General features: G+C 62.2%; 25 protein-coding genes, 1 CRISPR repeat array and 1 riboswitch. Of the genes, 10 read left to right on the forward strand and 15 right to left on the reverse strand.

Annotated elements, in window-relative coordinates:
* Positions 1 to 50 precede the first annotated feature (50 nt).
* On the reverse strand, positions 51 to 890 hold the full coding sequence (locus HMPREF2943_RS05580; RefSeq protein ID WP_070711062.1) for an NAD(P)-dependent oxidoreductase: 840 nt from the start codon (positions 888 to 890) through the stop codon (positions 51 to 53).
* 25 nt (positions 891 to 915) lie between these two features.
* A riboswitch (guanidine-III (ykkC-III) riboswitch) is annotated at positions 916 to 986 on the forward strand.
* Between the two features lie 11 nt (positions 987 to 997).
* Between HMPREF2943_RS05580 and HMPREF2943_RS05585 the strand changes: the two genes are divergently transcribed.
* The gene (locus HMPREF2943_RS05585; protein ID WP_070711028.1) at positions 998 to 1,312 is read left to right on the forward strand and encodes a DMT family transporter; all 315 of its coding nucleotides are present in this window, start codon (positions 998 to 1,000) and stop codon (positions 1,310 to 1,312) included.
* A gap of 33 nt (positions 1,313 to 1,345) precedes the next feature.
* Here the strand turns inward: HMPREF2943_RS05585 and HMPREF2943_RS05590 are convergent, their stop codons facing one another.
* The 4 genes from HMPREF2943_RS05590 to HMPREF2943_RS05605 form a co-directional block, all read right to left on the reverse strand.
* The gene (locus tag HMPREF2943_RS05590) at positions 1,346 to 2,641 is read right to left on the reverse strand and encodes an ABC transporter permease (protein ID WP_070711029.1); all 1,296 of its coding nucleotides are present in this window, start codon (positions 2,639 to 2,641) and stop codon (positions 1,346 to 1,348) included.
* The gene (locus HMPREF2943_RS05595; protein WP_070711030.1) at positions 2,638 to 3,312 is read right to left on the reverse strand and encodes an ABC transporter ATP-binding protein; all 675 of its coding nucleotides are present in this window, start codon (positions 3,310 to 3,312) and stop codon (positions 2,638 to 2,640) included. The genes HMPREF2943_RS05590 and HMPREF2943_RS05595 overlap by 4 nt, the downstream gene beginning before the upstream one ends.
* Positions 3,309 to 4,919: a permuted SH3 domain-containing protein gene (locus HMPREF2943_RS05600; protein ID WP_070711031.1), complete on the reverse strand. Its 1,611-nt coding sequence runs from the start codon at positions 4,917 to 4,919 to the stop codon at positions 3,309 to 3,311. The genes HMPREF2943_RS05595 and HMPREF2943_RS05600 overlap by 4 nt, the downstream gene beginning before the upstream one ends.
* A gap of 125 nt (positions 4,920 to 5,044) precedes the next feature.
* Positions 5,045 to 5,524 (reverse strand): hypothetical protein, encoded by a 480-nt coding sequence (locus HMPREF2943_RS05605; protein ID WP_070711032.1) that lies wholly within the window; start codon positions 5,522 to 5,524, stop codon positions 5,045 to 5,047.
* Between the two features lie 203 nt (positions 5,525 to 5,727).
* Between HMPREF2943_RS05605 and hemL the strand changes: the two genes are divergently transcribed.
* From hemL to HMPREF2943_RS05640, 7 genes are all read left to right on the forward strand, one after another.
* Positions 5,728 to 7,062 (forward strand): glutamate-1-semialdehyde 2,1-aminomutase, encoded by a 1,335-nt coding sequence (gene hemL, locus HMPREF2943_RS05610; RefSeq protein WP_070711033.1) that lies wholly within the window; start codon positions 5,728 to 5,730, stop codon positions 7,060 to 7,062.
* Positions 7,063 to 7,094: 32 nt separating this feature from the next.
* Positions 7,095 to 7,703, forward strand: coding sequence for a histidine phosphatase family protein (locus HMPREF2943_RS05615; RefSeq protein WP_070711034.1), 609 nt, complete (start codon positions 7,095 to 7,097; stop codon positions 7,701 to 7,703).
* Positions 7,703 to 8,308, forward strand: a complete 606-nt coding sequence (locus HMPREF2943_RS05620) for a TlpA disulfide reductase family protein (protein WP_070711035.1) — start codon at positions 7,703 to 7,705, stop codon at positions 8,306 to 8,308. Before HMPREF2943_RS05615 ends, HMPREF2943_RS05620 begins: the two co-directional genes overlap by 1 nt.
* Positions 8,305 to 9,111, forward strand: coding sequence for a cytochrome c biogenesis CcdA family protein (locus HMPREF2943_RS05625; protein WP_070711036.1), 807 nt, complete (start codon positions 8,305 to 8,307; stop codon positions 9,109 to 9,111). The genes HMPREF2943_RS05620 and HMPREF2943_RS05625 overlap by 4 nt, the downstream gene beginning before the upstream one ends.
* A 12-nt stretch (positions 9,112 to 9,123) precedes the next feature.
* Complete coding sequence (locus HMPREF2943_RS05630; RefSeq protein ID WP_070711037.1) at positions 9,124 to 10,755, forward strand: cytochrome c biogenesis protein ResB; 1,632 nt, start codon at positions 9,124 to 9,126, stop codon at positions 10,753 to 10,755.
* A 141-nt stretch (positions 10,756 to 10,896) separates the two neighbouring features.
* On the forward strand, positions 10,897 to 11,928 hold the full coding sequence (ccsB, locus tag HMPREF2943_RS05635) for a c-type cytochrome biogenesis protein CcsB (RefSeq protein ID WP_070711038.1): 1,032 nt from the start codon (positions 10,897 to 10,899) through the stop codon (positions 11,926 to 11,928).
* Positions 11,929 to 12,186, forward strand: coding sequence for a helix-turn-helix domain-containing protein (locus HMPREF2943_RS05640; RefSeq protein WP_070447960.1), 258 nt, complete (start codon positions 11,929 to 11,931; stop codon positions 12,184 to 12,186). It abuts the gene before it with no gap.
* On the opposite strand, the gene HMPREF2943_RS05645 is transcribed toward HMPREF2943_RS05640, so the two are convergent.
* Entirely contained in the window at positions 12,183 to 12,491 is a 309-nt protein-coding gene (locus tag HMPREF2943_RS05645; protein WP_049154847.1) for a hypothetical protein, read from the reverse strand. The genes HMPREF2943_RS05640 and HMPREF2943_RS05645 overlap by 4 nt on opposite strands.
* A gap of 43 nt (positions 12,492 to 12,534) precedes the next feature.
* Here HMPREF2943_RS05645 and HMPREF2943_RS05650 point away from each other — a divergent pair, with 43 nt between their 5' ends.
* Complete coding sequence (locus HMPREF2943_RS05650; protein ID WP_070711039.1) at positions 12,535 to 12,876, forward strand: DUF4229 domain-containing protein; 342 nt, start codon at positions 12,535 to 12,537, stop codon at positions 12,874 to 12,876.
* A gap of 8 nt (positions 12,877 to 12,884) precedes the next feature.
* Here HMPREF2943_RS05650 and HMPREF2943_RS05655 read toward each other — a convergent pair whose 3' ends face one another.
* The 5 genes from HMPREF2943_RS05655 to HMPREF2943_RS05675 are packed head-to-tail and all read right to left on the reverse strand — an operon-like array spanning position 12,885 to position 17,113.
* Complete coding sequence (locus HMPREF2943_RS05655; RefSeq protein WP_070447966.1) at positions 12,885 to 13,769, reverse strand: 1,4-dihydroxy-2-naphthoate polyprenyltransferase; 885 nt, start codon at positions 13,767 to 13,769, stop codon at positions 12,885 to 12,887.
* Between the two features lie 5 nt (positions 13,770 to 13,774).
* The gene (locus HMPREF2943_RS05660; RefSeq protein ID WP_070447968.1) at positions 13,775 to 14,629 is read right to left on the reverse strand and encodes a metal ABC transporter permease; all 855 of its coding nucleotides are present in this window, start codon (positions 14,627 to 14,629) and stop codon (positions 13,775 to 13,777) included.
* A complete protein-coding gene (locus tag HMPREF2943_RS05665) occupies positions 14,626 to 15,480 on the reverse strand; it encodes a metal ABC transporter permease (RefSeq protein ID WP_070447970.1) in 855 nt (284 codons plus the stop codon). Before HMPREF2943_RS05665 ends, HMPREF2943_RS05660 begins: the two co-directional genes overlap by 4 nt.
* Positions 15,477 to 16,187 carry a metal ABC transporter ATP-binding protein gene (locus HMPREF2943_RS05670; RefSeq protein WP_070447972.1) on the reverse strand — a complete coding sequence of 237 codons (711 nt, stop codon included), beginning with the start codon at positions 16,185 to 16,187 and terminating at the stop codon, positions 15,477 to 15,479. The genes HMPREF2943_RS05665 and HMPREF2943_RS05670 overlap by 4 nt, the downstream gene beginning before the upstream one ends.
* Positions 16,187 to 17,113, reverse strand: a complete 927-nt coding sequence (locus tag HMPREF2943_RS05675; protein ID WP_070711040.1) for a metal ABC transporter substrate-binding protein — start codon at positions 17,111 to 17,113, stop codon at positions 16,187 to 16,189. The genes HMPREF2943_RS05670 and HMPREF2943_RS05675 overlap by 1 nt, the downstream gene beginning before the upstream one ends.
* 107 nt (positions 17,114 to 17,220) lie before the next feature.
* On the opposite strand from HMPREF2943_RS05675, the gene HMPREF2943_RS05680 reads away from it, so the two are divergent.
* Positions 17,221 to 17,910 carry a metal-dependent transcriptional regulator gene (locus HMPREF2943_RS05680; RefSeq protein ID WP_070683581.1) on the forward strand — a complete coding sequence of 230 codons (690 nt, stop codon included), beginning with the start codon at positions 17,221 to 17,223 and terminating at the stop codon, positions 17,908 to 17,910.
* On the opposite strand, the gene menE is transcribed toward HMPREF2943_RS05680, so the two are convergent.
* The 4 genes from menE to HMPREF2943_RS05695 all read right to left on the reverse strand — a co-directional run bounded on the left by menE (position 17,907) and on the right by HMPREF2943_RS05695 (position 21,057).
* Positions 17,907 to 19,055 (reverse strand): o-succinylbenzoate--CoA ligase, encoded by a 1,149-nt coding sequence (menE, locus tag HMPREF2943_RS05685; protein WP_070711041.1) that lies wholly within the window; start codon positions 19,053 to 19,055, stop codon positions 17,907 to 17,909. The genes HMPREF2943_RS05680 and menE overlap by 4 nt on opposite strands.
* Before the next feature lie 11 nt (positions 19,056 to 19,066).
* Positions 19,067 to 19,228, reverse strand: coding sequence for a hypothetical protein (locus HMPREF2943_RS12500; RefSeq protein ID WP_158397450.1), 162 nt, complete (start codon positions 19,226 to 19,228; stop codon positions 19,067 to 19,069).
* A 26-nt stretch (positions 19,229 to 19,254) separates the two neighbouring features.
* Complete coding sequence (locus HMPREF2943_RS05690; protein ID WP_070711042.1) at positions 19,255 to 20,235, reverse strand: 1,4-dihydroxy-2-naphthoyl-CoA synthase; 981 nt, start codon at positions 20,233 to 20,235, stop codon at positions 19,255 to 19,257.
* A gap of 360 nt (positions 20,236 to 20,595) precedes the next feature.
* Positions 20,596 to 21,057, reverse strand: a complete 462-nt coding sequence (locus HMPREF2943_RS05695) for a DIP1984 family protein (RefSeq protein ID WP_010189741.1) — start codon at positions 21,055 to 21,057, stop codon at positions 20,596 to 20,598.
* A gap of 151 nt (positions 21,058 to 21,208) precedes the next feature.
* A CRISPR array of direct repeats spans positions 21,209 to 21,629; the repeat unit is 36 nt; unit sequence GCTGGGGTTCAGTTCTCATTACCCCTGATAGACTTC.
* The last annotated feature ends 57 nt before the right edge of the window (positions 21,630 to 21,686 follow it).

A 21,686-nucleotide genomic window follows, 5' to 3' on the forward strand; every position in this document is an offset into this window, starting at 1 on the left:
AGGAGGTGCTGCGCGGGATCGTCGCACCGCAGGGCGGCTAGAAGCCGGGTTTATCCCTTGTTGCGGAAGACGAAGATGGAGGAGAAGTCCTGGTCGCCGTGGCCCATGGCCTGCTGCTCCTCAAAGCGCTCGATGGCGGCGGCCACTGCCGGCAGCGGCTTGTTGGCGGTCATCTCCATGAGCTTGGCGTCCTTGCACAGGGCGTCCACGGTGAAGTCACCCGGAGTGGTGTTGCGCTCGCCGGTGATGAACGGGCCCTTCATGTTCTTCATGAAGGCCAAGCCGGTGATGTCGAGCATCTCGAGGACGACTTCGGAATCGAGACCCTCAGACTCACCGAGGTGGAGTGCTTCGAGCACGCCCTCCGCGGTTACGGCAAGGGCCAGGTTGGCCAGGAGCTTGCCAATCGCCGCGGTGGCGGCGGACTCCACGCCGATGAGCTTGTTTTCATCGGCCCAGGACTCGGCAATGGTCATGGCGAGCTCGCGGCGGTCGTCGTCAGGCGTGCCCACATAGACGCCGAGCTTGCCTTCGCGCGCCGGGCCCAGCGAACCAACGACGGGCGCGTGGACATAAGAGTCGACCGCTGCGGCGAACTCGCGGGCGGCATCGGGGGAGACGGTCGTGGTATCGATCCAGGTCACGCCCTCGGGGATGAGGTTGGTATCAATGACTCGCTCACGGATGTCATCGGGGCCAAAGAGCGAGGTGATGATGACCTCTGCGCCCTCCACGGCGGCGGTGGGGGAATCGGCGAGGGCAGCGCCGGCGTCGACCAGCGGCCGCTCGCGCTCGGCGGTGCGGTTCCACACGGTGAGCTCATGGTTCTTGAGGAGGTGTCGGGCGAGCTCGGTGCCCATACGGCCAGTACCAAGGAATGCAATCTTCATGCCGCCCAGTGTGCCATTATTGTGGGCAGGCTCGCCGCGATTCATGCGAGCCCCGGACGAGGGAGCCGTACCCGGTGACGCGACAAGACGGCCAGAAAGGGCTGGCTATGTCGTGGTTCGTGTTGATTTTCTCCGGTGCCTTTGAGGCTGTGTGGGCAGCGGCGCTGGATAAGTCGGAGGGCTTTAGCCGCCTGTGGCCCTCGGTGATCTTTTTCGTTGCCTGCGCCATTTCCATGGGTGGGTTGGGCTGGGCCATGAAGTCCATCCCCGTGGGCACGGCCTACGCGGTGTGGGCCGGCGTGGGCGCGGTGGTCACTGTGGTTTACTCACTCGCCACGGGACACGAGGCGGCAACCGTCTGGAAGGTGCTGTTCCTCGCCATGATCATTGGTGGGATCGTGGGCCTGAAGGTGGTGCATTAGGAGGCGTCGTCGTTTGAAACGACGACGCGGGATTTATTCGTAGCGCAGTGCCTCAATCGGGTCCAGCTTTGCGGCCTTGCCCGCAGGGTAGTAGCCAAAGAAGAGGCCAATAGCCAGCGAGAAGAGCAGCGAGAGGATAACCGCCCAGAGCGGCGGTGCCACGAGTGAGCCGATGGCGGCCGCACCCGCCATGCCGGCGGCGGTGCCGATGGCGATGCCGATGAGTCCACCGATGAGGCAGACCACGATGGCCTCCGTGATGAACTGGATGCGGATATCGCGGCGGCGTGCGCCAAGCGCCTTGCGGATGCCAATCTCGCGGGTGCGCTCGGTGACGGTGATGAGCATAATGTTCATCACGCCGATGCCGCCGACGAGCAGTGAGATACCGCCGATGGCCGCGAGCACCAGGCTCATCGTGGTGAAGATCTGGTTCAAGGACGCGAGGTCATCGCTGAAGTCGGTCACTTTGACCATGTAGTCCGGGTTGTCCTTGTAGTAGCTATCGAAGACGCGCTGCAGGTTGCTGGCTACCGCGGCCTTGTCCAAGTCTGGGTTGCCGCGAACGGTGACCTCGCTGAAGGCGGTGCCGGCACCGGGGGAATCGGAAAGCTCGGCTTCCAGCGGGTAAGGAACGAAGGCGGATTGGCTGGGGCCACCGCCTACAAGAGGGCCGGTTTGCGGTTCTTCAAAAACACCGATGACGGCGAGTTCAATAGGAGAGGCCTCTTGGCTTTCAAAGCTCACGTATTGGCCAATAGCGTCTTCAGGAGCGCCGAAGAGCTTGGTGGCGGTCTCCTTATCCAGCATGGCAACTGCCCGGCTGGAATCAATATCGTCTTCATTGAGGAAGCGACCGGCCACGATGGAATAGGAGGAGCCTGAGACATAGTCCGGGTTGGTCGGGCGGACCAGGAGGTTGGCAGTTTTCTCTTGTTCGTCGCCTTCGGCGACGAACGCGCCGGAATAAGCGCTGTACTCGCCGATATTGATGCCGACGATCTGATTTCCCATGACCTCTTTGGTGCGGTCCAGCATATCCGGGGTGAGCATGGAGGATTCGTCTTCCACAAAGCCGCCGCCCATGAAAGGATCGTCGGCTTCTTCCTCTTCGCCTTCTTCAGGGCGCTCCTTGACTTGGACAGTGAAGTTATTGGCGCCGACCTTGTCCAAGTCTTTTTGAACCGAGGCCTGCAAGGAATGGCCGAGCGTGACGATGGCGATGACCGCGGCGATGCCGATGATGACACCCAAGAGTGTTAGCGCCGAGCGCATCTTGTTGGTGCGCAGGCTCGTCAGCGCCATCTTGGTGGATTCAGCAAAATTCATGACAGCACACCGTCCTTCATCGTGACGGTACGGCTGCATTCATCAGCCAATTCCGGGTTGTGGGTAATGAACAAAATGGTCTTTCCATGCGTGCGGTGCAGTTCGTGGAAGAGGTCCATGACCATGCGGCCGGTCTGCGAATCCAGCGCACCGGTGGGCTCGTCCGCCAACAGAATCTCCGGCTGGTTGGCCAAGGCGCGGGCCACCGCCACGCGCTGCTTTTGACCACCGGAGAGCTCATTGGGCAGGTGATTCATGCGGTCGGACATGCCGACCATCTCCAAAAGCTCTTCCGCGCGCTGGGTGCGCTCGTGGGCCGAAACGCCCGCATAGACCATGGGCATCTCCACGTTCTTCAGCGCGGACATGCGGCCGATCAGATTGAAATTCTGGAAGATGAAACCGATTTTTTGGCCGCGGAAGGAGGCTAGTTTATCGTCGCCAAGCGCCAGCGCATCCACGCCAGCCAGCTGGTACTCGCCAGCGGTGGGGCGGTCGAGGAGGCCGATGATGTTCATGAGCGTGGATTTGCCGGAGCCAGACTGGCCCACGACCGCCACAAACTCGCCCTCCTCGACGTTGAAGTCGAGGCCCGGGATGACGGTCAGCTCGCTGTCGAGGCCCTCGTTGAAACGTTTGACGATTCCCCGCATCTCAATGAGGCGGCTCATGCGTTCTCTTCCGCATCATCGGAGCCATCGATGGAGGCGGACATGCCGACCATGTCCTTGTGCGTATCCGCCTGGCTGATGACGGTCTCGCCCTCCTTGAGGCCGGAGGAGATGGCGGCGGAGAAATCAGATTCGCTGGCGATCTTCACCTCGCGGGCCTGGATCGTGCCATTGTCGATGACGAGGACCTTCTTCTTGCCGCCTTCTTCATAGATGGCGGAGAGCGGCACGGTGATGGCGTCCTTATCCTTCTTCGTAATGATCTTCACCTTCGTGGTGGAACCGAGGCGCAGGCCTTCGCGGTTGCCATCGACGCGGATATGCACGGGGAATTCGGGCTTGGAGGAACCAGATGGTTTGCCGGAGCCGCCGCCTGCACCGGCCTCGACGTCGGGTTGCTCAGCGGTAGGAGAGATGAAGGTGACCTTGCCTTTGTACTCCTTGCCAGGGCTGGATGGCGAGGTGAATGAGACTTCATCGCCGACCTTGATGCGGGCGATATCGCCCTCCTTGACCGTGGATTTCACCAGCAGGGAGGAATCATCCGCCACGGTGAGGATGGGGCCTTCGGCGGGCATGCCGGCTTGGCCATTAACGGCGGTGACAACGCCCGCCAGAGGGGAGCGCAGGTCGGCTTGGGAGAGTCGGTACTCTAACGGCCCATTTTCCTTGGCATTATTCGCGCTTGCCGACGCCGCCGATTCCACCGCGTGGTTCACCGCCTGGGACTGGGAAGAAATCTGCTGCTCGATGGCCAGGTTGCTGGCTTGCAGCGCGCGTTCGGCATCGGCAACCGCTTGGTAGGAGGAAGCGGTGGCGCGCTGTTGCTCGCCCAGCTCGCGGTCGATACCGCGGAGGACGCGGCCATAGGATTCCTCGGACTGCTTGAGCTGGCGCTCAGAGTCCTGCACTGCCTCATCGGAGTCCAGATAGCTCAAGAAAGCGCTGGCGGTGTTGAGGCCGGAGGGATCCTCGGTGGCGGTGCCGAGGGAGGCCAGTGCGGACTGGAAAGACTTGGACTCCGCATCGCGCACGCCGGAGCGCGCCTGCTCGACGGCGGCGCGGGCTTCGGCAACCTCGGGGCGGTCGCCCTTGGCGGCGAGGGCATCATCGAGCTTGCGCTGCGCCTCGGCGTACTCGGTCTGCGCCGAGTTCACGGCGGATTGTGCGCTGTTGACCTCCGGGTTGAGGCCTTGGTCGAGGGAATCCTGAAGCTGGCGCAGCTGGAGTTGGGCGTCCTCGATTTGGTGGACGGCCTCGAGCTTTCCTGCCTCTTGGGAGGTGCGCTGGGCTTCGAGCTCGCGCTCGGTTTCGGTGGTGTCCATGCGGCCGAGGAGCTGCTGGGCCTCGACGCGGTCACCCACCTTCGCGTCCAAGGACTGGATGGGGCCGGTCAGCGAGGTGGTCAGCGAGAGTTCGCGCTCGGCAGAAACGGTGCCGGTGGCGGAGACGGAACTGATGAGGTCTTCTTTTGCGGTTTTCGTGACATCGGTTGCGGTGAGCTGAATATCGGAAGACCCACTGGTCAGTGCGTACATTCCACCGCCGCCTGCGAGGAGAACCGCGGCAATAGCGCCAGCAGTGATGCCGAGAGCTTTCTTGTTCATGAATCCCTTACTGTCAGGTTAACGCCGTCATTGAAAATCGGCTTCAGATTAACTCTTGGGATTGCTTCCTGTCATGTACAGCGGGGGAATATAGGAGGTAGATCAGGGTCTACCCTTAGAGGTTTTTAGAAGGGAACATCGATGCGGATATCCTCTGCGCGCGGCAGCGGGGGAAGCGTCGGCATCTGGTCGATGCCGTCCTGGACTTCTGGAGGGATCGGTATAGAGGTGGGGATCTGCGGCGGCGGGGGAAGCTCGGGCTGAGGTTTGGGTCGCTGCGGTGGGGCCGGGCGCGGTGCTGGTGCGGGCGCGGGCGCTGGGGCACGGACGGTGACGGTTTCTACCTGTGGTGATGGTGCCTCAACCGTCGTGGGTGCGGGAGCTGGTGCCTGGGCTTCAGGTTCTGGTTCGGCTGGGGCTGGCGCGATGGAGGTGGTGTCGCCCAAGCGGTTGACCGGCTGAGGTAGGGCATTCGGCTCCCAGGACGTCGGTGGGGCCGAGGTAATGGGACCGGGCTCGCTTCGCGGAGCGGTTTCTGCCTGCGTGGTGGCACAGGCAGACAGCGGAAGGCAGGCAAGAATGATAAGAAATCGGCGTGAAGCCATGGGAATCCCCCTTAAGTAGTGCCTCTCCGCAGCGCACCCCAGCGCCGAAATAAAGAAAGGCAGAATCAACAGTGTGCTGCCAGCATAGCGCCACAGTGGCGGGTGCGCAGCGCGAGCGTGTCGAGGGCGCGCGCGAGGCTTTGGAGGAGCGACCGTGGGACACGAGGGGACTCCAACTTTTGTATAGGGCTAAAACCGATACAATGTGGGCTATGCCTAACACCAGCCAGCTAAACCAGCAGAATACGTCCCAGTCCGCCGAGTGGTTCGAGCGCGCCACCAAGGTCACCCCGGGCGGTGTGAATTCCCCGGTCCGCGCCTTCGGATCCGTGGGTGGCCAAGCCCGCGTCATCGCGCGCGGTGAAGGCTCGCGCCTCTGGGATATCGACGGCAACGAGTACGTCGACCTGGTTAGTTCCTATGGCCCGATGATCCACGGCAACGCCCACCCGACCATCGTGGAGGCGGTGCAGAAGGCGGCTGCCGACGGCCTCTCCTTCGGCGCGCCCACCGAGGGTGAGACGCTGTTGGCGGAGCACATCGTCAAGCGCACCGCCGTGGAGCAGGTGCGCCTGGTCAACTCCGGTACCGAGGCCACCATGTCCGCCGTGCGTCTGGCCCGCGGTTTCACCGGTCGTGCCAAGGTCCTGAAGTTTGAAGGCTGCTACCACGGCCACGTGGACGCGCTGTTGGCATCGGCTGGCTCCGGCGTGGCCACTTTCGCGCTCCCGGATTCCCCGGGCGTGACCGGCGCTTCGGCCGCAGATACCATCGTCGTCCCGTACAACGATCTAGATGCTGTCCGCGAGGCCTTTGCCGCGCACCCGGGAGAGATCGCCTGCATCATCGCGGAAGCAGCCGCCGGCAACATGGGCACCGTGGCCCCGGAGGAGGGCTTCAATGCCGCGCTCAAGGAGATCGCGCATGCCGACGGCGCCCTGCTCATCCTCGATGAAGTCATGACCGGCTTCCGTACCTCCTACAAGGGCTGGTTCGGCGTCGATGGGGTAGCGGGTGACCTGGTGACCTTCGGCAAGGTGGTCTCCGGTGGCCTGCCGGCCGCTGCCTTCGGTGGTCGCGCCGACGTGATGGCTTCGCTGGCACCTTCGGGCCCTGTCTACCAGGCGGGCACGCTGTCCGGTAACCCGGTAGCGATGGCCTCCGGCCTAGCATCACTGGAGCTCGCAAACGAAGAGCTGTACCCGCGCCTGCAGGCCAACGCGGGCCGCCTGACCGGCCTGATAACGGCGGCGCTTGATGCCGCCGGCGTGGCACACCACATCCAGCGCGCAGAGACGATGTTCTCCATCCGCTTCGCCGAGGGCCAGGGCCGCAACTTCGCCGATATGCAGGCCGCCGATACCTGGCGTTTCGCCCCCTTCTTCCACGCACTGCTGGAGGGCGGCGTGTACGTCCCGCCGTCAGCCTTCGAGACCTGGTTTGTGTCTGATGCGCTCACGGACAAAGATTTTGAGGTAATCGAGGCAGCTCTCAAGCCTGCCGCCCAGGCCGCTGCCAGCGCGCAGCGTCCGCACTAAACCAACCATGTTGAGGGGATAGACACAGGCATATGTCCACCACCATCGTCCACTTCGTCCGCCACGGCGAGGTTTATAACCCGGATAAGATCCTCTACGGGCGCATCCCGGGCTATCACTTGTCCTCCCGTGGGCATTCCATGGCCGCACGCACGGCGAAAGCCTTTGAGGGCCATGACGTGACCTACCTGGCGGCCTCGCCGCTGCAGCGCGCGCAGGAAACCGCGCTGCCGATTGCGCAGGTGACGGGCTTGGAGGTGGACGTCGACAAGGGCGTCATCGAGTCCGGCAACCGCTTCGAGGGCCTGCGCACCAAGGGCTGGAACTCGCAGCTGTGGAACCCGCAGCGCTGGCCGCTCATGGTCAACCCGCTCAAGCCTTCGTGGGGCGAACCTTTCGAGGAGATCGCCGCGCGCATGATGGACGCCGCCGAGCGCGCTCGTTCCAAGGCTGAGGGGCACGAGGCCATCGTGGTCTCCCACCAGCTGCCCATCGTCATGGTGCAGCGCACCGTGTTGGGCAAGCGCCTGGCCCACGCGCCGTGGGACCGCCAATGCGCTCTCGCCTCGGTGACCTCGCTGGTCTACCGCAACCGCGAGATCATCGATATCTTCTACTCCGAACCGGCACAGGACATCTAATGGCGCACAGAACTATCCGCGCCGCCGTGGCCGGTGTCGTTGCCGTGCTGAGCCTGGCTGGCTGTACACAGAGCGAAGAAAACGCACAGAATGCCGTTGCTTCCGGCGGCACCTTCGAGTTCATTTCACCCGGCGGGCAGACCACCATTCGTTACGAGGAAGCAGACCGCAAACCACTCAAGGATTTCTCCGGTGAGGACCTGCGGGATGAGTCCACGACGATCAAGCTCTCGGATTTTCAGGACCAGATCGTCGTCCTCAACTCCTGGGGCCAGTGGTGCGCGCCGTGCCGCTCCGAATCGGATGACCTCCAGGCCATCCACTCGGAGCTGCAAAAGCGCAAGGTCGGCACCGTGCTAGGCATCAACGTCAAGGACTTCAACCCGGAGATCTCCCGGGACTTTATGGCCGATAACGGCCTGGAGTACCCCTCCATCTACGATCCGCCCTTCAAGACGGCCGCGGCCCTTGGCGGCGTTCCTACCTCCGTGGTGCCCACCACCATCGTGTTGGATAAGCAGCACCGCCCCGCCGCAGTCTTCCTGACGGAGATCACGGAGAAGGATGTCCTCGAGGTCGTCGACGAGCTGGAGAAAGAACAGTGATCCTTGCCGCTGACGGCGTGGGACAAAGCTTTGCTGATGCCGCCGTGTCCGGCCCGCTCCTTATCGGAGTGCTCGCCGCCGCTGTGGCCGGGTTGGTCTCCTTCGCCTCGCCATGTGTGGTTCCACTGGTTCCGGGTTATATCTCCTACCTCGCCTCCGTGGTGGGCGGAGAGGTTAGTTATGACGAGGAGCTGGGGGTGGGCGTCGGCAAGCGCCGGCGTTGGGCCGTGGTCGGTGCCGCAGCACTCTTCGTGCTGGGCTTTACCATCGTGTTTGTCCTCGCTACGGTGTCGGTTTTCGGTGCCATTTCGGCGCTGACGCTCAACGCGGACACCCTCATGCGCGCCGGCGGCATCATCACCATTCTTATGGGCGTGGTGTTCATGGGCGTGGTGCCGGTGCTGCAGAAGGACACCCGCATGGCCCCGCGGCGCTGGACCACGTGGCTGGGCGCGCCCCTGCTCGGCGGGGTTTTCGCCCTGGGCTGGACCCCGTGCCTGGGCCCCACGCTGGCCGCCATCCTGTCCGTTTCTGCCGGCACCGAAGGAACCACAGCGCTGCGCGGCACGATCCTGATCATCGGCTACTGCCTGGGGCTGGGCCTGCCCTTCCTACTCGTGGCACTGGGCTCCGCCAAAGCGATGCGCACCGTGACCTGGATGCGCAAACACTCCCGCGCCATCCAGATTGTTGGCGGCATCGCCATGATCCTCGTCGGCTTGGCGCTGCTGACCGGGCTCTGGGCAGATTTTATCAACGCCATCCGCCAGTGGACCGTGTCCTATGGCGCGACGCTGATTTAAAGGAGAATTTTCGTGAGATACATCCGCAAGGCCTGGCATTGGCTGACCAGCATGCGCACCGCGCTGGCACTGCTCTTCCTGCTGGCCATTGCTGCCATTCCGGGCTCGCTCCTGCCGCAGCGCTCGCTCAATGAGTCCAATGTCAATGACTTCATTGAGACCAACGGTAAAGTGGCAGAGATCTACGATAAGCTGCAGCTTTTCGACGTCTTCTCCTCCGTCTGGTTCCAGGCCATCTACGTGTTGCTCATGATTTCCCTGGTGGGCTGCATCATCCCGCGCTCCTGGGATCACTACAAGGCCTACCGCACCCCGCCGACGCGCGCACCAAAGTTCTTGAATAAGATGCCGCTGAACGCCACCGGGCATTCGGAGAAATCCCCGGAGGAGATCGCGGCTGCCACCAAAACCATGTTGAAGAAGTGGCGCGTCAATGCGGTCTCCCCAGACAAGGACCGTGCGGGTGCGCAGTCCTTCTCCGCGGAGCGCGGTTATGCCCGCGAGCTGTGCAACCTCATCTTCCACATCGCGCTGGTGGCTATCCTGCTGACCATGGCAGCCGGGCGCCTGGTGCACTATGAAGGCCAGGTCATCGTGGTGACGAAGAAGAACTCCCAGGGCCAGACCCAGGAACAGCCACAGTCCACGGAATTCTGTAATACATCAACCTCTGTCTATGACTCCTTCCGCGCCGGCCCGCTGTTCGACGGCACCGGCCTGCACCCCTTCTGCTTTAAGGCCCACGACTTCACCGCGGACTACCTGCCCAATGGCCAGGCGGAGATGTTCACCTCGAACGTGTCCTATGCCGCAGGCGACGATATCTTCACGGATCCGGAGACCTGGGAAGACTACCAGCTGCAGGTCAATCACCCGCTGCGCATTGAGAATAACCGCGTTTATCTGCAGGGCCACGGTTTTGCGCCGACGATGACGGTGGAGTGGCCCAACGGCGAGAAGCGCACGCAGACCATCCAATTTCAGCCCAATGACACCACGTTCTTCCTGTCCTCGGGTGTCATGCGTTTCGACCCGCCGGCGGGCATGTACCCGGACCTGTTTGAGCGCCGCCAGAACCAGATCGCCATCCAGGGCCTGTTTGCCCCGACCGCCGAGTGGTCCGGCGAGAGCGGCAAGCTGTTGCAGTCTTCCTACCCGGCGATGCTGGACCCAGCCGTGGCTATCGATATCTACCGCGGCGATGCCGGCCTGGACACGGGTACCCCGCAGTCCCTCTTTTCCCTTGACACCAGCCTGGTCCATTCGGGGCAGCTGCAAAAGATCGACCGCGTCAACCTGAACCAAGGTGAATCGGTCACGCTGGACGACGGCACGAAGATCACCTTCGATGGCGCCTCCGAGTTCGCGAACTACCAGGTTTCCTATGACCCCTTCCAAAGCTGGGTTCTGGTGTCCGCTCTGGTCATGCTGGTATCGCTGGTTGGCTCGCTGGTGATTAAGCGCCGCCGCGTGTGGGTGCGCATCCGTCCGGGTGCCAATGGCGGCACCGACATCGAGATGGGCGGCCTTGCCCGTACCGATCGCGCGGGTTGGTCTGAGGAATTCCACGAGCTTCACCGTGAGCTCTTGGAGTTGCCGGATCCCGATGAGGTGGAGGAAGACGAGCTCTACTCCGCCGACTAAAGGAGCGGAGTGTATCCGTCAAAAGTTGGATACTGCTGGGAAGGGGGGGTACTCTTATGAGCACCATAAATCTCTCCGCTCATGCAGCCTCGTGCGTGAAGCACGGTGTAGGCACGATTGTGAAGGCAAGGTTTCCCACTCATGCAGGTTGATCAAAATCTGTCCAACTTTTCCGACATCGCGGTGCAAACCGCGTTCGTCGTTTATGCTCTCGCCTTGGTGTTGTCCCTGGTCTACTACGGCCGGATGCACAGCATCATCGAGGCTATGCGCTCCTGCACGAGTGCTGTGGCGCAGCAGCGCGAACTCGCCAGCGTGGGGGCCTCGGCAGACAGTGCCGTGCTTGGCGACGTCCCCCCGACAGCCAGCGCTGGTCCCGATGCTGACCTAGATGCGGATCTGGCGAAGAAGCGGGAGAACGCCGACAAGCTCGGCGGCATGACGCAGATGCTCCTGTGGTTGGGTATCGCCTTACACTTGGCGGCCATTGTGCTGCGCGGTCTGGCAACGGGGCGCTTCCCGTTTGGCAACCTTTACGAGTACGTGCTCATGGTGACCGCCGGCGCCATGGTGGTGGCGACCATTGCCATGCAGCGCAAGGAGTGGCGCACCCTGTGGCCGTGGCTGCTCACGCCGATTCTGGCGTTGATGTTCTATGGCTCCACCAAGCTTTATGCGGAATCCGCTCCGGTGGTCCCGGCACTGCAGTCTCACTGGCTGCCGATTCACGTCACCGTGGTTTCACTCGGCGCGTCCATCGGCGTGGTCTCCGGTATTGCATCTCTGCTTAGCGTGCTGCGTGAATTCCAGCCGAAGGGCGTTGAGTCTGGTTTCTTCGGTGCGCTTGCCCGCCCGCTTCCTTCGGCTAAGAAGCTGGACCGCTTGGCTTATCGCTTGGGCGTGGTGGCGCTGCCGACCCTGGGCCTGGGTATTGTGCTGGGCGCTATTTGGGCCGAGTCCGCATGGGGACGCTACTGGGGCTGGGACCCGAAGGAGACCGTCTCCTTCGCCACCTGGATCCTCTACGCTGCCTACCTGCACGCCCGCGCGACGCCGGCCTTCCGCAAGGCCGCGCCGTATATCAACATCGCGGCGATGCTGCTCATGATCTTCAACCTGTTCTTCATCAACATGGTTGTCTCCGGCCTGCACTCCTATGCGGGGCTGAACTAAATGGCGGAGACCCCTAAGCCGCGGCACAAACAGGGCAAGCCGGCGGGCGATAACCCGCAGCTCATCGCTCTCGGTGAGGGCTTTGCGCAGCGCCGCCGAGAACTCGGTATCTTGCAGCAGGCGCTGGCTGAGAAGGCCGGGATTTCGCGCTCCACGCTGCACACCATCGAGCACGGCGGCTCTGGCGTGCGCTGGGAAAAGGTGATTGCGGTGGCTGAGGCCCTCGGCCTTGAGATGACCTTCGAGCCGAAGGCTTAGGCTTCGTCGGCTTTATTGTCTTTGTCCTCGGGGGCCTTGGGTTTCTGGGAACCTTGTGAACCCTGTGAGCGACGGCGGCGCTCTTCTTCTTGGCGCTCTGCCTCCCGCTCCCTGGCGCGGCGCTCTTTGAAGCGCTGCTTCTCTAGGTTCCACAGGAACTCTTCGTCATCGTCTGGGCCCTTGATTGCAGGGCGCTGCGGCTGCTGTGTCTGCTGCACCTTCTTATTCCAACTCGACGGACCAAAGGCCTTCCATACGAGGACCGCCGCGAGGACAAACAAGAGTAGTAGTATCAATCGACCCATGCGTTGTATTCTACGGAATGCCCGCAAAGCAAAAGTGAGAATTATGAGTCAGACAGAAAACACCACCAACACTTCCCAGAACCCCGAACCGCCCCAGCCGGACCCGGCGCTCAAGCGCCGCTCCCGCGTCGCTTTGTGGAAGTACGGGGCTGCCCGCGTGGTGCTGTTCATTGTGCTCACCGCGGTAATTCAGCTGCTGGCCATGGCGGTACTCGGGGCCTTTCCGCTGTTGGTCTCCGCCCTGTTGGCGTTGTTTGTGGCGCTGCCGCTGTCCATGCTGATCTTCTCCACGTGGCGCATGGAAGCCACTCAGACGCTGGCGGAGTACTCCGCGCAGCGCAAGGCCCACAAGAAGTGGGTCCAAGAGGAGCTGGCCGGCCGCTAAATCGGTGGTTAAACCAGAGCCAGCGCTACAGCGTTGATAACCGCCCACACCAGCATTGCGCGGCCGGCCATGCCAAGTACTGGGATGAGTTTCGGGCCGCGTGCGCCGCGGTTGACGGTGCGGATAGCACCCAGCGCGAGGGGGAAGTAGAGCAGCGAAGCGAGCGCGGCCCAGGAATCGAAGGCTAGGCCGATGGTGAGTAGTACCGGCAGCAGCAAGAGTGTCATGAATAGCGTGCGGGACTTTTTATCACCTAGGCGCACCGCCAAAGTGATCTTGCCGGTGGCCTTATCGGAGGGGATGTCCCGGATGTTATTGGCCAGGTTTACCGCCGCACTCATACCGCCGATACCCACGGCTAAGGCAAGGCCCGTCCACGTGATGCGGCCGGCCTGCGTGTACTCGGTACCTAGGACCGCGACGAGTCCGAAGAAAACGAAAACGGCGATTTCCCCAAACCCGCGGTAGCCGTAGGGGTTCTTGCCACCGGTATAGAACCAGGCGCCGGCGATGCACACGGCGCCGACGAGGATGAACCAAGCTGCGTTGGCAGCCAGGGAGAGCGAAATTCCCGCGATGGCGGCCACGCCGAAGCAAGCGAAGGCGGCGAACTTGACGTGCTGTGGTTTGGCCAGCCCGCCGCCGGTGAGGCGCTGGGGGCCGGTGCGGTCATCATCGGTGCCGCGGATGCCATCGGAGTAGTCGTTGGCGTAGTTCACGCCGATGATAAGAGCCCAGGCCACGATGAGTGCCAGCAACGCCCGGCCCCAGTGCAAACCATGCGCCGCGGCGGCAGCGCCGGTACCAGCGATAACGGGAGCAAAGGCATTGGCCCAGGTATGCGGGCGAGCACCCTGGAGCCAATCGGCAGGAGTGGCGGAAAAGGCAGACATGCTCACTATTGTGCCACTGGTGTGGTTCGCTGCGGCAATGAGCTGGTGCGTTGGCGAAGGCGGTAGATAATGAGCACCGCGACGAAAACGACGGCATTGGTGACTGTCATTGCGGCAGAGGTAGCTGCGTCGAGGACATAGGCAACCCAAAATCCAACGACTGCGCTGATCGCGGCAACGCCACAGGCAGTCAACACCAGCGTGGGCACGCGCTGAGTAAGCAGTCGCGCGGTCATCGTCGGGAATACCATGAGCGCGATGACCAGCATGGCACCGGCAGCGTGAAAAGCGGCGGTGGCAGTGCAGGCAACCACGGTCATAAAAATGACGTGAAGAACGCGCGTGGGCACCCCGCGTGCGGCACAAAAATCGGCGTCAAAAGTCGTGGCGGATAAACGCGGCAGTGTAAGGGCGAGGAAGAGAGCATTGATACCCAGCACTGCGGCCATGATGTAGCAATAGTTAGGGTTGGAGAAGGCCGCGAGGTTGAGATCACCGACGAGAACCGCGTGGACATCAAGGTGCACGTGGCTCATGTGCGTGGAGATCAAGATGACTCCGGCGGCAAACAGGGCGGGAAAGACCAACCCGAGGGCGGAATCAGCAGTCACCAGTGGGCTTCGCTGGAGCGCATCGGTCCCCAACGCTACTACCAAGGCGCCGGCAGCCGCGGTAGCGAGCAGCACGGGCGAATCCAGATCGGAGGTAAAGAGGTAACCGATGGCAATCCCGGGAAGGACGGCATGGCCGATGCCGTCGATAAGCATGGCCTGGCCTTTGAGGACAACAAAGGTGCCGGGGATAGCACAGGCTAAGGCAGTCAGGACGGCAAGGAGACAAGCAGTGGCGGCGAGGGTCATGAGGCGAGCTTTCTGCTGAGGAGGCTGATGGTGACGAGCGCTGCCTGAGCCAGGACGATGACCGGACCGGTGGGCAGCGGGCCGTGCGCAATGGAGACATAGCAGCCGAGAGCAGCGGTGGCCGCGCCGAGGAACCCGGAGAGCGCGATGAAAGGTAGCAAGCGCGTGGTCCAGGGGCGGGCAGCGGCGGCAGGGCTGATGACTACGGCGACCATGAGTACCACGCCGACGACTTTGACACCGAGCACCGTGATGGCGGTGAGGGCGAAGAAACTAGCCGCGTTGAGGAACGAGGCGCGAATGCCGGCTACCTGGGCAAAACTTGAGTCAAAGGTGACCGCGGCCTGCCGGGTGTGAATGAGGAAAAGAAAAAGCAGCACGCAGCCACCGATGATGAGTGTGGAGCGCACATCCGCGCGAGTGAGCGTGGAGGCATTTCCCAGCAAATAATCCTGGATTCCGGCCTTGCCAGGCAATGGTCGGCGGGAAATATACTGCATGAGCAGCATGCCTACCGAGAAAAACGTGGTCAGCGTGGCCGCCATCGCAGTGGTTTGCCCCAGGGGAGTCAACCGCGGGATGAGGTGAATACAGACCACCGCAAGCGTTCCGGTGAGCAGGGCTCCACAAGCAAGGAGCCAGACGTTTCGCCCGTCCCAGCCAATGGCGGTGGCCACGAGGAAGGCGGTGAGCAGGCCGGGCAGGGAAGAATGCGAGATGGCATCGGCCAGCAGGCTGGTGCGGCGAACATATACCAATGGGCCGAGCGCGCCGGCGCAGCCACCGATCAGCACGGTACCCAGGAGTGCCTGGGTATAGGTGTAGTTCTGAAGAAGCTCGAGTGGGTTCATGATGGCAGGGAAAACATATCGGCAATGGCGGACTCTGTGAGCACCTGTTCGGTGGGGCCAGCAGCAATGAGCCGGCCGTGGCCGACCATGAGGACCTCATCGCAAAAGTCGGCGACCTCCGCCAGGTTGTGATGCACCAGCAGGATGGTCACGCCGTTGTCGCGCAGTTCCTTGAGTACATCCATGATGGCGCGCTGACTTGCGGCATCAACACCAGCGAAGGGCTCGTCAAGGATGATGAATTCCGGATCGCTAACGAGCGTGCGCGCCAACAACACGCGCTGGCGCTGCCCACCAGATAGCGCGGAAATTGGCAGTTGCGCGTGTGCCTGCATTCCGGTGCGAGCAAGTGCTGCGTGGGCGGCGTCTTTGTCAGCGCGGCTAGGCCACTGCCACCAGCGCAGCCCGGCGGTGCGGCCCATCAGGGCAACGTCGAAGGCGGTGGCAGGGTAACTCCAGTCGATATTCGCATGTTGTGGCATGTACCCGAGCCGCTGCCGAAAATGCGCAAGATCGACGCCATCGAAGGTCATCGACCCGCAGGCTAGTGGCGGAAGGAGCCCGACCAGCGTGCGGACCAGAGTGGACTTTCCCGACCCATTCGCGCCTACCAGTCCGGTGATGGTCGCGGGGGTGAGGGTGAAGGTGGCGTCGTGAAGCACCGGCGTGCGTGGATAGCCGGCGGTGAGTTTTTCAACGTGGAGCATTAGCTCAGTGCTTTCGCCACGGCATTAGCGTTGTGTTCGAAGGCTCCGAGGTAGGTATCGGTGGGGGCTTCCGGGCCGAGGGTATCGGCGAAGAGCTCCTCATCCGAGATGGTGACTGTCCAGTTGCGGGATTCTACGGCTTCCTTGAGAGAAGTGATGGCCTGTGGGTTCGCCTGGTTATCTTGGAAGATAACGGGGACCTTCTTCTCCGCGATGGTATCCGCGAGCTCGGAGATCTCAGTGGCGGACTTGGTGGCTTCGGTGGTCACGAAGTCGGTGGCTTGGACTTCAAAGTCGAAGGTCTTGCCGAAGTAGTTGAAAGCGTCATGGCCGGTGATGAGAACGCGCGGGGAGGCGTTTTCGAGTTCCTTAGCGGCCTTGTCGTGCGCGGCTGCAATCTTGTCTTCATATGCATCGGCGGCCGCGGCATAGTCTTCGGCATTGTCAGAGTCGATTTCACCGAGTTTGGTGCCGATGTGATCGACGACCTGGCTCCACAGCTCGGGGCTATTCCAGATGTGCGGGTCGTAGAGTTTTTCGCCCTTGTCGCCTTGCTCGGGCCACGGCAGGAGGTCAGCAGTATCGAGCTGTTCGCCGACAGCTAGCTGCTTCTCACCGAGGGAGGAGAGCTGGTCCACCATTTGCGCCTCGAGGTGAAGGCCATTCCAGAGGACGAGGTCGGCGTCCTGCATCTTTTCAATATCGCGCGTGGTGGGCTGGTAGGTGTGTGGATCGCCGCCGGGGCCGACCATGGTGGTGATGTCGGCGTCCGGGGCGATGTTGGCGGCCGCATCAGCCAAGTAACCGGTCGTGGCGAAGATCGTCAGATTGTCGTCCTGGGCTTCGGCGGAGTCGCTGCTGGTGCAGGCAGTCAGCGCGGTGGCAGCCACGAGGGAAGCGAGGGGAAGCGCAATAAGTTTCTTCACGGGAAACCTCTCTTATTAAAAGTGAATGTCGATGTTCAATAGATTGAACTTGAAAGAGCATAAGTCCTGAAACCTTTGGAAGCAATAGGCTGAACTACGATGGGGGTATGCACATCAGTGAGCTGCCCGAACGCACCCAGGACTACCTCAAGATCCTCTGGACCTATGAGGAGAAAGAGGGCGCTAATACCGCGATGCCGCTCGGGGATCTAGCCAAAGCGGCGGGGCAGAAACTGCCCACTACTTCGGAGGCGGTCAAGCGCCTGGCCGCGAAGGGGCTGGTGGAACACGAACGCTACTTCGGTGTTCGGCTTGTTGAGGAAGGCCGGCGGCTGGCTGTGGCAATGGTGCGCCGGCATCGACTCCTGGAAACCTTCCTCGTGCGCACTCTGGGCTATACCTGGGATGAGGTGCACGATGAGGCAGAAATGCTAGAGCACGCGACGTCCGACAGGCTCGTTGAACGTCTTGATTCTTTCCTGGGCAACCCCGCCCGCGATCCGCATGGTGATCCCATACCTGCCCCGGACGGCACTGCCGAGCCGGTCTCGCGCATTACGCTTATCGACGTCCCCGCGCAGACCCCCGTCACCGTGGAGCAGGTCACTGACGCGGATGGCGAGTTTCTGCGCTACCTGGATAAATATGGAGTGCGGCCGGGAGTGGAATTGACCGTCGTTGCCCCCTCGGTTGCGGGTGTGCTCGAGGTTGCCGTCGACGGCGGTGCGCACTTCCCCCTCGGGGAATCCGCTGCGCGCGGCATTGCCGTACGCAGCTTTGGCGAAGCGGAGGCTTAGCTGTCCCACATGCGGGCGACGGCGAGGCGGTCTACCTTGCCGGGGCCGGTGGTGGGGAGCTGGGCCAGGCGCTTGAAGTCCTTGGGGATTTGCCACCGGGGAAGGCCACTATCGTCGAGAGCCACAAGGATATCGCCGACATCCGCCCATCCGGTATAGGCAGCGACGATCATCTGTCCCAAGCGTGGGTGGGGGATGCCGACCACGCACACGCCGTCCACTCCCGGCACGTGCAGGATGTGCTGCTCGAGCTGCTCTGGGTGGAGCTTGAGCCCGCCGGTGTTCAGGATGTTGTCGAGGCGCCCGGTGACGGTGAGGTGGCCGTCGTGAAGCGCGCCGGCGTCGGAGGTAGCAAACCACGAGGTGCCGGACTCATCGACCACGAAGGCATCTGAGTCCACGTTTCGGTAGCCCTGCGCAATCATGGGCCCGCCGAGGTAGATGCGGTTCTCCTCGCCGAGGCGAACACGAGCGCTATCCAGTGGCTGTCCGTTGTAGACGCAGCCACCGGAAGTCTCCGAGGAACCGTAGGTGGTGACGATGGTGATGCGCAGCTTCTTCGCTGACTCCAACAGTTGCGGGTGGGTGGCAGCACCCCCGACGAGGATGGCGTCAAAGGTGCGCAGGGCCTCGATTCCCTCTAGCGAATCCATGGCCTTGGCCAGCTGCATGGGGGTCAGTCCCGTGTATGAGCGATCCCCGGTGGCGGCCAGCTCGTGCGCGGCGCAGGCGAAGTCGGGGATAGAAAAACCTTCCGACAGGTCAAGACAGAGCGGCTCTACACCCGCGACGAGCGAGCGGATTAATACCTGGATTCCCGCGATATGGGCGGCAGGCATGGCTAGCAGCCACTGGCCGGTGCCGCCGAGAGCCCGGTGCGTGGCATCGGCGCTGGAGACCAAGTTGGCGGCCGTGAGTTGCGCGCCCTTCGGTGTGCCCGTGGACCCGGAGGTGGCCACGACCAGCGCGATGGAGGAGTCAATGGGTTCTCCTGCGCGCATGTGGTTGCGCAGGAGCTGCGCGCGGGTGCGGTCCTCCGCCGGGACGGGCAGGAAGGTGGCTTGTCCTGCGATGGCCGCTTCCAGATCAGGGAGGATGGCGGCGGGGTCATGTGGATTGACAGGCAGAGGAGAGAGGATGGTCACGGTTAGCTAGGTTACCGCCCGCGGTGCTCGTAAGGGTTGATGAGCTCATCCTCCTGATCGAAGGGGCGCTCACCGTCCCTCTGAGCCTGCTGGATGCGGCGTAACATCCACACTCGCGATGCGATGACGGCAATGAGCGCGATGGCCGCGAGGGTAATGGCGAAATACAGCACTGTGGATCCTCCTCGAGGAATGACGATTAGTAGTAGTACGGGAAGTCATCCCAGTTGGGCTCGCGTTTTTCCAAGAAGGATTCCTTGCCTTCGACGGCCTCGTCTGTCATGTAGGCCAGGCGCGTGGCTTCTCCAGCGAAGACTTGCTGGCCCATGAGGCCGTCATCGGTGAGGTTGAAGGCGAACTTGAGCATGCGCTGGGCGGTGGGGGACTTCATGTTGATTTCGCGCCCCATCTGGATGGCGGCGTCCTCCAGATTGGCGTGGTCAACTACCTCGTTGACCGCACCCATCTCATACATGCGCTGTGCGTCATAGGTGCGGCCTAAGAAGAAGATCTCGCGGGCGTACTTTTGGCCCACCATCTTGGCCAGGTAGGCCGAGCCATAGCCGGCATCGAAGGAGCCGACGTCGGCGTCAGTCTGTTTGAAGCGGGCCTCCTGGCGGGAGGCAATGGTCATATCGCACACCACGTGCAGGGAGTGCCCGCCGCCGGCGGCCCAACCGTTGACCACGGCGATGACCACCTTGGGCATGGTGCGGATGAGGCGCTGGACCTCCAGGATGTGCAGGCGGCCGCCCTCAACCTTCTCGCGGGCGGTGTCCACGGTGGATTCATCGGCAGTCGCGTCATCATGCGCGTGCTCCGTGGCATAGCGGTAGCCGGAGCGGCCGCGGATGCGTTGGTCACCGCCGGAGCAAAACGCCCAGCCGCCGTCCTTCTGGGAAGGCCCGTTGCCGGTCAGCAATACCGTGCCGACATCCGGGGTGCGACGCGCGTGGTCCAGCGCGCGATAAAGCTCATCCACCGTGTGCGGACGAAACGCATTGCGCACCTCGGGGCGGTCGAAGGCGATGCGGACGATGCCATCCTTACGCTGTGGCTTTGGACCGTCACTGTTAAGTCGGTGATAGGTGATATCCGTGAGATCCTCAAAGCCCTTGACGGGCTGCCAGAGCTCCGGCTTGAAAGGGTTATCGGTGCTGTAGTTCTTCTGCTCGCTCATGGCACACCAGCTTAATTGCAAAGCAGTGCGCCGGAAGTATAGTCCCCATTCCCAAACCCTCACCCACACTCTCCGCCCAGCGCGGCGGTGATAAACAATAAACAATACTGCGGGATTATCCCCGTCAATGTGCACGTGTACTCCGTACCAGCGCGGTACACCATACAGTGGGACGGAATCGAACCTCCCTGCCTTCTTGCGCTACGAAGGCGCCTGAGAAGCACTGGGCTCTTCCCTGCCCAGTAAGGGTTGCGCTCGCTGCGAAGGGTGTGGGCTACCGTCGCGCGCTTGGCGCGCAACATGACTACATGTCGAACGACATGGCGTGCCGCAAGCATGCGGCACAACTAGCGGCAGACCTTATTTAGTTATCAGTTCCGTATTCCAGTTCAGCTGCTGGATGCGGGTATCTAGCTCGCGGTACTGGCGGGCCAGATCGTCGGCGCGCTCGCGCAACTTCGGCACGGGCACCGTGGCCACGAACTTGATCTCTGAGCGGGAGTAGCGGTCGTGGCGCGCACCCGCGCGCTCGGCCAATCCCTGGTAAATGCGGCGCTTGCGCAGCAGTCCATCACGAAGTGCGAGTGCCTCCATCAGCGTGATCTCATCGTCGAACGCGGTAGCCGTGTTCGTGGCGTTGATCGCGATGACGAGCTCATCGATGCGCTTGGTTACGCCCTCCAGCTCACGGAGGAGATCCGTCGGGTTCTCATCCGGTTCATCGCCTTCCTGGATGCGGACGGTTGCCGCGAGTCGGTCACTCAGCGAGTTGAGGCGCTCCTGCGCCTGAGCGCGCTCGGCCAAGGCTTCAGCAAGTAGCATGATTCCTCCTTAAGAAGTTAGAAGAATTAAGCTAGGGCTACGGCGCTTCGCTGTCAATAGATGATGAGATCAATTTCAGAGTCTTTGCGACAATTCGACTTTCCGCGTCCCTGGAAATCCTTCACTAAGCTATTGATAGCAGGGTAGTGAGGCTGGGGTTCAGTTCTCAATACCCCTGATAGACTTCAACCCTTCTGTCTGCCGTACAATTGCCCGCTGGGGTTCAGTTCTCATTACCCCTGATAGACTTCTCACCCGCAGCCTCATCACCCTCGACCTGCTGGGGTTCAGTTCTCATTACCCCTGATAGACTTCGGCATCCCAGACGTCCGCATCGTCCGCCGCTGGGGTTCAGTTCTCATTACCCCTGATAGACTTCCTGGGCGCACTCGTCGCAGAGCAAGGCTGCTGGGGTTCAGTTCTCATTACCCCTGATAGACTTCGGCACCTTCGACGCCGCAATGCAGATGGGCTGGGGTTCAGTTCTCATTACCCCTGATAGACTTCGGCAGGCACATGCAAACCATCCCCGAAGGGCTGGGGTTCAGTTCTCATTACCCCTGATAGACTTCCGAAGCAGCCCTAGAAGGCGCGACCAACGCTGGGGTTCAGTTCTCATTACCCCTGAT

This window comes from Corynebacterium sp. HMSC072D12, from assembly GCF_001813925.1.
GTDB lineage: Bacteria > Actinomycetota > Actinomycetes > Mycobacteriales > Mycobacteriaceae > Corynebacterium > Corynebacterium aurimucosum.